This window comes from Stenotrophomonas maltophilia group sp. RNC7 (genome assembly GCF_030910085.1).
Taxonomy (GTDB): domain Bacteria; phylum Pseudomonadota; class Gammaproteobacteria; order Xanthomonadales; family Xanthomonadaceae; genus Stenotrophomonas; species Stenotrophomonas sepilia.
Genome location: NZ_JAVFVN010000282.1, coordinates 1 through 8479, shown reverse-complemented (window position 1 = coordinate 8479; position 8479 = coordinate 1). Strand labels below are relative to the sequence as shown.

The 8479-nt window shown below is 66.2% G+C and carries 8 protein-coding genes and 1 pseudogene; 2 read left to right on the top strand and 7 right to left on the bottom strand.

All coding sequences use genetic code 11. From position 1 onward, the window contains the following. Nucleotides 1-92: transposase (locus RCF13_RS26260; RefSeq protein WP_146136448.1), on the bottom strand; the 92-nt coding region annotated here is incomplete at its 3' end. A 47-nt stretch (nt 93-139) separates the two neighbouring features. Between RCF13_RS26260 and RCF13_RS04160 the strand changes: the two are divergent. Both RCF13_RS04160 and RCF13_RS04155 read left to right on the top strand, forming a co-directional pair. Continuing rightward, nucleotides 140-268: pseudogene (locus tag RCF13_RS04160) on the top strand (DUF3011 domain-containing protein); the annotation flags it as partial. A 174-nt stretch (nt 269-442) separates the two neighbouring features. Then, the gene (locus tag RCF13_RS04155; protein ID WP_005417823.1) at nt 443-646 is read left to right on the top strand and encodes a hypothetical protein; all 204 of its coding nucleotides are present in this window, start codon (nt 443-445) and stop codon (nt 644-646) included. A 132-nt stretch (nt 647-778) separates the two neighbouring features. Here the strand turns inward: RCF13_RS04155 and dxs are convergent, their stop codons facing one another. The 6 genes from dxs to RCF13_RS04125 form a co-directional block, all read right to left on the bottom strand. Continuing rightward, nucleotides 779-2686: a 1-deoxy-D-xylulose-5-phosphate synthase gene (gene dxs / locus RCF13_RS04150; protein ID WP_061478102.1), complete on the bottom strand. Its 1908-nt coding sequence runs from the start codon at nt 2684-2686 to the stop codon at nt 779-781. 105 nt (nt 2687-2791) lie between these two features. Further along, nucleotides 2792-3457, bottom strand: a complete 666-nt coding sequence (locus RCF13_RS04145; protein WP_032954353.1) for an HNH endonuclease — start codon at nt 3455-3457, stop codon at nt 2792-2794. A gap of 225 nt (nt 3458-3682) precedes the next feature. Beyond that, nucleotides 3683-4543, bottom strand: a complete 861-nt coding sequence (locus RCF13_RS04140; protein WP_088023848.1) for an IS3 family transposase — start codon at nt 4541-4543, stop codon at nt 3683-3685. Beyond that, complete coding sequence (locus RCF13_RS04135) at nt 4540-4833, bottom strand: transposase (protein ID WP_006388655.1); 294 nt, start codon at nt 4831-4833, stop codon at nt 4540-4542. Before RCF13_RS04135 ends, RCF13_RS04140 begins: the two co-directional genes overlap by 4 nt. Nucleotides 4834-5085: 252 nt before the next feature. Then, complete coding sequence (gene tsaB, locus RCF13_RS04130; protein WP_134969163.1) at nt 5086-5799, bottom strand: tRNA (adenosine(37)-N6)-threonylcarbamoyltransferase complex dimerization subunit type 1 TsaB; 714 nt, start codon at nt 5797-5799, stop codon at nt 5086-5088. Between the two features lie 9 nt (nt 5800-5808). Further along, the gene (locus RCF13_RS04125) at nt 5809-7857 is read right to left on the bottom strand and encodes an ATP-dependent DNA helicase (protein WP_134969162.1); all 2049 of its coding nucleotides are present in this window, start codon (nt 7855-7857) and stop codon (nt 5809-5811) included. Nucleotides 7858-8479 lie beyond the last annotated feature (622 nt).

Sequence of the window (8479 nt, the reverse complement as noted above, 5' to 3'; positions counted from 1 at the left end):
CCGTAGCGACGAGCAACGGCTTTGACCGATGTGGAGGTCTTGCAGGCCTCTTTGGCGACCTGCAGTTTGAAACGCGCGTCGTATCTGTTCATGTATCCCTCGGGGTTGGATCTGATGTCCAACTCCCGGGGGTCACTTCATCCGCCGGGGCGTGCGCCTGATCCGCCAGGACTCGCGCAGTGCCTGCATCGAAGGTCAGAGCTGGGGCTGGGATCGCCGCGGCATCTGGGTGAGCGATGGCTGCAGGGCGCAGTTCCAGGTGAACTGAGCTTTACGGGTTCAACCCGTGAAAATCAGAATAATCTGATACAGCTCACATTTTGAACGACGTATCGTCTGTGACCAGGGCGCCCTGCGTGCCCTGATACCCGGTGATGTCGATTGCCGTAGCCGGCATCAGCATCGCGCCGCCGTCGATACGCTGCCTCAAGGAGTGAGCTGCATGTTGATCCGCCTGCAATGCGAACAGCGCCAGTGGCGCGTGCTGCACCCGGATAGGCCGGAGCCGATCGAGTTCCGTGATGGCGCACGAGCCTATGACTTTGCCGAGACCCTGGCCCGCCTGCACTTCGTCGACACCGGGCAGCGCGCCGCCGTGCGCGTGGAGGCCAGCGGGGCGTTCGTGGAAGCGGTCAGTTACGGTTGAGCGTGGGGCGCCTGCCGGGGCAGGCCTGCGGGGTTCGGCCATCCACGCATGGCGTGGAACCACCTGCTTCCACCGTGGGAGGTGCGAGCCTTCGGCTGCACCTTCCCGTGATGCGTGGATTCCTGATCGGCCTCAGCCCGCGGCACTCAGCGGCGGGCTGCCTGCGGCCAGCTGCGGCCAACGCTTGAGCACGGCGGCGCGGATGCCGGCCGCATCGATACCGGCTTCGGCCAGCAGGTCCTCGCGGCTGGCGTGGTGCTGGTAGCTGTCGGGCAGGCCCAGGTGCAGGATCGGACGCAGCACGCCTTCGGCATTGAGCAGTTCACCGACACCGGAACCGGCACCACCGGCCACGACGTTGTCTTCGATCGTGACCAGGCCCTCGTGCTGGGCGGCCATGGCCAGCACCAGCTCGCGATCCAGTGGCTTGATGAAGCGCATGTTGACCACGCTCAGGCCCAGTTCGCGGCCGACCTGCTCGGCGGCGGGCACGGTGCTGCCGAAGGCAAGCAGGGCGATGCGGTTGCCCTGCAGGCGCAGCTCGCCCTTGCCGATCGGCAGGGTCGACAGGTCGGTGCCGGCCGCAACGCCGGTACCCGTACCGCGCGGGTAGCGCACGGCAGCCGGACCCGGGTGCTGCAGGCCGGTGCTGAGCATCTGCCGGCACTCGGCTTCATTGGAGGGTGCCATCACCACCATGTTCGGCACGCAGCGCAGGAAGCTGAGGTCGAGGTTGCCGGCGTGGGTCGCGCCGTCCGGACCGACCACGCCAGCGCGGTCGATCGCAAACAGCACGTCCAGATCCTGGATCGCCACGTCGTGCACCAGCTGGTCGTACGCACGCTGCAGGAAAGTGGAGTAGATCGCCACCACCGGCTTGCCACCCTGAGTGGCCATGCCGGCGGCGAGGGTGACCGCGTGCTGCTCGGCGATCGCCACGTCGAAATAGCGCTGGGGGTACTCCTTGCTGAAGCGCACCAGGCCGGAGCCTTCGCGCATCGCCGGGGTGATGCCGTAGAGGCGCGGCTCGGCGGCGGCGGCATCGCACAGCCAGTCGCTGAATACATCGGTATAGGTCGGCTTCTTGGCCCCGGCCTTGGCCACCAGGCCCTTGTCCGGATCGAACGGGCCCACGGCGTGGTAACCGATCTGATCGCCTTCCGCCGGCTCGTAGCCCTTGCCCTTGGTGGTCATCACATGCAGCAGCTTCGGGCCCTTGGAGGCGCGCAGCGTCTTCAGGGTGGACAACAGGGCCGGCATGTCGTGGCCGTCGATCGGGCCGGTGTAGTGGAAGCCCATTTCCTCGAACATCGTGGAGGGCACGAACATGCCCTTCCAGTGTTCTTCCCAGCGCTTCACGAAACGCGCCGGGTTGTTCTTCTTGTCACCGAGGATCTTCTTGCCACCTTCGCGCAGCGCGTTGAGCGTACGGCTGCCGGTCGCTCGGCCCAGCATCTTGGTCAGGCCGCCCACTGCCTCGGAGATCGACATGTTGTTGTCGTTGAGAATCACCAGCAGGTTCGGCTCCGGCTCCATGCCACCAGCGTGCATCAGCGCCTCGAACGCCATGCCGGCAGTCATCGCGCCGTCACCGATCACCGCCACGACCTTGCGGTCGTCGCCTTCGGACTGGCGGGCGATGGCCATGCCGAGCGCGGCCGAGATCGAGGTGGAGGAGTGGCCGACGCCGAAGGTGTCGTACTCGCTTTCCTCGCGCTTCGGGAACGGCGCGACACCGTCCTTCTGCTTGACGGTATGGATCTCGTCGCGGCGGCCGGTCAGGATCTTGTGCGGGTAGGTCTGATGGCCGACGTCCCACACCAGCTGGTCGACCGGGGTCTGGTACAGGTAGTGCAGGGCCACGGTGAGCTCGATGACGCCCAGGCCGGCGGCGAAGTGGCCTCCGCTCTTGCCCACCGATTCGATGAGGTAGGCGCGCAGTTCGTCGGCGACCGCCCTCAATTCGGATTCGTCGAACGTGCGCAGGTCATCCGGTGTCTGGATGCGCGCGAGGCGGGGATAGCGGGCAGAGTCGATCATCATGTTCGCACTTTTTCTGAACGCCCATTTTCGCCCTCAAACGGGGGTGGGGCAAGCAAACGCCGCCGTCCGTGACAGGACGGTGAGGGTTGCATGTTCGGGCGTTCAGGTGCTCAGTTTCGAGCGCTTGGGCAACTGCGCCTTCAGGAAGGCCATCTGGTCGGCCAGGATGTTGCGGTTGGACAGGATCAGGTGCTCGATCCAGCTGGGCCGGTAAGGCACTGCCAGCAGGGGCATGCCGGCCTGCTGCGGGGTGCGGTCGCTCTTGCGCGAATTGCAGTGGAAGCACGCGGTGACCACGTTTTCCCAGCAGTCCAGGCCACCTTTGGACAGCGGCATGACATGGTCGCGGGTGAGCGTGGGGCGGGTGAACTGCTGGCCGCAGTACATGCACAGATGGGCGTCGCGGGCGAACAGGGCCTGGTTGGTCAGGTTCGGCGTCGGGTCGATCGCGCGGGAGCGGGCGTGGCCGCGGGCAGCGATGATCGGGTGCAGGTCCATGCCGCTCTGCAGGCCGCTGAAGCGGTTGGTGCCACCGTGGATGTGCAGGCAGGGATCGCCAAGCGTCCAAGCCACTGCCTCGCGGGCGTAGAGGCAGGCCGCATCTTGCCAGGTGATCCAGTCCAGTACGCGTCCGTGGGCATCAAGCGAGAGCAGCCGGACCGAACCGGGGCGATGCAGCGTCGTGGCGTTGGGCGATGCTTCGGCGCCCGGAGCAGAAAACGGAGCTCCGGCTTCGATCAGACCCAAGCGTGTAGTGTCTGTCTCCATCGGGAGAACAGCTTATACCTGAATGTTGACGATTTGTGTATCGCCCGTCGGCGATACGCAAATCGTCAACATTCAGGTCCGCGCATTCCTCCTAATCCCCGCGCCTGTCGGCGCGCCCCCTTTAACAAAAGGGGGCTCTTCTCCAGATGGATTTCGGGGGGGGGGGCCACCCACGCATGGCGTGGATTGATCTGGCCCCCTGAAAACGGACGCCATGAAGCCGTTTCAGGCGGCAGCCCGGAGCTGCCGGGCGTAGTTGTTAGGCGAGTGGTAGCCCAGCGCCGAGTGTAGCCGGGCTGGATTGTAGAAGCCGTGGATGTAAGCAGCGATGGACTGGCTGGCTTGTTCTCTACTGGCGTAAGGCTCGGCAGCCTCTTCTGTCTTGAGCGTGGCAAAGAAGCTCTCGGCCACCGCGTTGTCCCAGCAATTGCCAGGCCGGCTCATGCTTTGGACCACCTCATGGGACTGCAGCAGCTGGCGAAACTGGTTCCCCCAGTACTGCCCACCACGATCTGAATGGAAGATCAGGCCGGGTCGTTGTGGATGCAGAGCCCAAGCATTGGCAAATGCTTTCACCACCAGCTCTTCAGTCAGACGCTTGGAAACACTGTAGCCCAGCACCTGCCGGGTCTGGACGCTGATGACCACGGCCAGATGCAGCCATCCCTGGCGGGTGGGGACATACGTGATATCCCCGACCCAGGCCGTCGGTCCGGTTCCGGGGGCAAATTGCCGATCCAGCAGGTTGGGGGCGAGCTGAGATGATCCGCCGGAGGATTTGGGTCGGAATCGGCCTTTGGTCTTGCCCTGGATTCGCTCCTCGGCCATTAACCGTGCCACGCGCTTGTGGCCGACTGGATGATTCCTGGCTCGTAAGGCCCTGACCAGCCGACGTCGCCCATAACTGCGCTTGCTGGTCACATGAATGGCCCGAAGCTCGGTACGGAGGGCCGAATCGACATCGCACGTTTGGGCACACTGCCGGCGCAGGTAGTCATGGAATCCAGAGACAGAAACCCCAAGAACCCGACACAGCAACCTGGTCGGGTAGTGAGTCCTTTGACTGGCGACGAAGGCGTACCTCACTTGGACTCTCTGGCAAAGAACGCCGCCGCTTTTTTTAGGATTTCCCGCTCCATCTTCAGATTGGCGTTCTCGGCCCGAAGGCGGCTGATCTCGCTTTCCAGGTCGGTGGCTGGCCTGCGAGCCTCAGAGGTCAACGACCGGCCAGCACGGACCGCGTCAAGCCAATTTGCCAGCGTCTTGACCGACATCTCCAGCTGACGGGCTGCTGCGGCAGGTCCGAGCGACTCGGCCAACTCCACGGCTTGGTGCTTGAACTCATCGGTGTAGCTACGACGGGTGATACGGGACATAAGGGACCTCCAAGTGCGATCAAAGTATCGCTTCTTGGCGTCCGCTGACGGGGGGCCAGATGAATCCGCGCCATGGATGGCGCGGCTAAGCCCCCATGGGTGAGGGCGCTTCGCTTGCGAAGCATTGCTTCGCAAGCCCCCGAACGCCCAGCCGCCAGCGGCTGGGCCGGACTGGGGGTTCACGGCGTCCCCCGCGCACCCACCTCGCCCGGCCAAGCGCGGCTCGTGCTTTCGCGCTCCGCCACGAGGGGCTCAGCCGTTGGCCTTCGCCTTCGCTTCTCGCGCCGCCTGCTGCTCGACCAGGGTCAGTGCCACGTTGTCGCGCAGGTACGCCGGCTCGACCTTCTCCGGTGCGATCGCCTCGCCACGCGCGAACGCCGGCACGGCCAGTGCCAGCACGTCCGACGCCCGCGGCAATGCCGCAGCATCGAAACCGCGCAGGCCACTGCCCCACTGTGCCACCAGCGCGCCGTCGGCCGCGCCGAAACCGGTACCGACACCGTAGGCCGACATTCCTTCCGGCAACGTCACCCCGGAAGGGGCGCAGACGCGCTCGGCATCCTGCACGACCGGCAGGCCGTCCACGCGTTCGAAGCGCGCGACATAGAGTTCGCCCATCCGGGCATCGATTGCCGACAGGATCTGCGTTTCTTCCACCGGTGCCCGCAGCGCCAGCACCTGCAGCGTCGAAACCGGCAGCAGCGGGCGGTCCAATGCCAACGCGATGCCTTGGGCGATGGCGATCGCCAGGCGCACACCGGTGAACGCCCCCGGGCCGCGACTGAGCGCGATGCCATCGAGCTGGCGACGGCTGATGCCGGCTTCGGCCAGCAGCGCCTCGGCCCATGGCAGGCTCAGGTCGGCATGCCGGCGCGGGGCGATCTCGAAGCGTTCCAGCACCTGCCCATCGACATGCAGGGCAACGGAGCAGGCTTCGGTGGCAGTTTCAAAGGCGAGCAGTTTCATCAGATCAGGTCAGAACAGGGGGAACGTGGCACCGGGAGCCGGCTCCGGGCCCGGCGCAACAGCGGCCGGGTCAGCCGCATCATCAGCCACGGGCAGCCATTGTGGCGTAAAGAAGGCCTGCACATCGGCCAGGCTGCGGGTGCGGCGGAAGGGTGGTAGTGAATCCAGGAAGACCCGGCCATAGCCACGGTTGAGCAGGCGCGGATCGCACAGGACCAGCACGCCACGGTCGCTTTCGCTGCGGATCAGGCGACCGACACCCTGCTTCAGTGCGATCACCGCCTGCGGCAACTGTTCGTCGCGGAACGGATTGCCGCCCTGGCTGCGGATCGCCTCCAGCCGTGCCTCGTACACCGGATCGTCCGGTGCCGCGAACGGCAGCTTGTCGATCATCACCACACTCAGCGCTTCGCCGACCACGTCCACGCCCTCGCGGAAACTGGCCGAGCCCAGCAGCACGCCATTGCCCGATTCACGGAAGCGCTGCAGCAGCGTCGCGCGCGGTGCCTCACCCTGCACGAACAACGGCCATGGCCCGTCGCGCAGTGCTTCGGCCGCCTCGCGCAATGCACGGTGCGAGGCGAACAACAGGAATGCCCTGCCCTGCGATGCCTGCAGCACCGGCCGAAGGGTCTGGATCAGCGCGGTTCCGAAGCCCCGTGCAGTCGGATCAGGCAGGCCTTCCGGGAGGTAGCACAACGCCTGCTCGGGCCAGTTGAACGGACTCGGCTGGACCAGGGTATGCGGATCGTCCAGGCCCAGGCGCGTGGCGATGTGGTCGAATCCATTGCCCACGGTCAGCGTGGCCGAGGTGAAGATCCATGCCGCGCGGCTGCGCTCGCGATGCTCGCGCAGCGGGCCGGACACATCCATCGGCGTGCGCTGGCAGCGGAAACCCCGCGGCGTGAGTTCGTACCAGAGCACATCGGTGGCACTGGCGTGGTCCGCCGGATCGGCATCGAAATCGAGGGTGGGTTCATCATCGCCCAGCCAGCGCTGCAACCGCGACACCGCCTCGCGCGCCCGCGCATGGCAGGCGTCCAGACCCGCCGCCGATGCGCGCAGCGGTTGAAGTGCCTGCTCCAGCGCCACCAGGCCGGCCATCACCGTATCGAAACCGTCGCGGACCTGTGGCATGGCCAGCGCACGCCACTGCGTACCCCGCGGCGGGAGCCCCTCCATCGCCGAACGCAACGCCAGCAACGCCTGTTGCAACTGGTCGACCGGCTCCTGCAGCGCCGATTGTGCGCCCCCTACGCCGCGCGCTTCAGCCAGGCAGTCGCGACCCAGTTCCTGCCATGGGCGCATGCCGAAACCTTCGCCGAAGAACTGCGCTGCCAGTTCGGGCAGCTGGTGTGCCTCGTCGATGACAAAGGCCTGCGCCCCCGGCAGCAACTCGCCGAAGCCGTCCTGTTTCAGTGCCAGATCGGCCAGCAGCAGGTGGTGGTTGACCACCACCACGTCGGCGGCCTGCGCACGCTGCCGTGCGCGCACCACGAAGCAGTCGTCCCAGAATGGGCAATCGGTGCCCAGGCAATTGTCGACAGTGGAGGTGACCATCGGCAGCAGCGGCGAGTCATCGGCCAGGCCCTCCAGTTCGGCGATGTCACCGAACTCCGAGTGGCCGGACCACGCCAGGATGCGCTGGAACTGCGCGGCCTGTTCGGGACTGGAAAACCGCGGCTCGCCCCGCGCCTGCTGCAGTCGGTAGCGGCACAGGTAGTTCGCGCGCCCCTTCAGCAGCGCGCTGCGCAGGCCGACGCCCAGCGCCTGGCGCACGCGCGGCAGATCGCGGTGGTAGAGCTGGTCCTGCAGCGCGCGGGTACCGGTGGAGATGATGGTGCGCAGCCCGGACAGCAGCACCGGCACCAGATAAGCGAAGGTCTTGCCGGTGCCGGTACCGGCCTCGGCCAGCAGCAGGTCCCGCTGCTGCAGCGCGTCGGCAATGGCTGCGGTCAGGTGCAGCTGTGCCGGACGCGGGACGAAGGCATCCAGGTGCGAGGCGAGCGCGCCGCCTTCGCTGAGGGCTTCGCGGCTGGCATGGACAAGGTCGGACATCAGAGGGAAAGGATACCCGGCCGGGCGCTGCCCGGCACCCGTTTCAAGCCGGAGCGCAGGCAAAGGCAACAGCAACAGCGTGGTTCATGGCTCTGGGTTGCTGCGTGTTTGGCGGGGCGGGAGGGGCAGGCAGGACACGCCGTAAACCCGTCCATGGGGGCTCGATGGCGCCTTGCTCGTGTGCGCTGTCCTGCGCACACGGCAAGACCGGGGTTGGGCGTCCTGCCCAACCCGCCCGAGGCGTGCCTCGGGCCCATGGCGCCAACGGTCCTGCCTGCCCACCCCGGCCCAGCCCTCCCGGCATTTCGGTGCCGGACGGAAAGAGCGTTGGGTTTCCAGGTGAAAAGAGGGGTCAGATCCGTTTTCCTGCGGAAAACGGATCTGACCCCGGAAGTAATGCGGCTCTTGCTCTTCCTTCTTCAACCCGGGGTGGACGCGCACGGAAAGTGTCCGTGGCCGGGAGGGTGGGTTGCGCAGGGGTGTGTGATCTGGCCCCCTGAAAACGGACGCCATGAAGCCGTTTCAGGCGGCAGCCCGGAGCTGCCGGGCGTAGTTGTTAGGCGAGTGGTAGCCCAGCGCCGAGTGTAGCCGGGCTGGATTGTAGAAGCCGTGGATGTAAGCA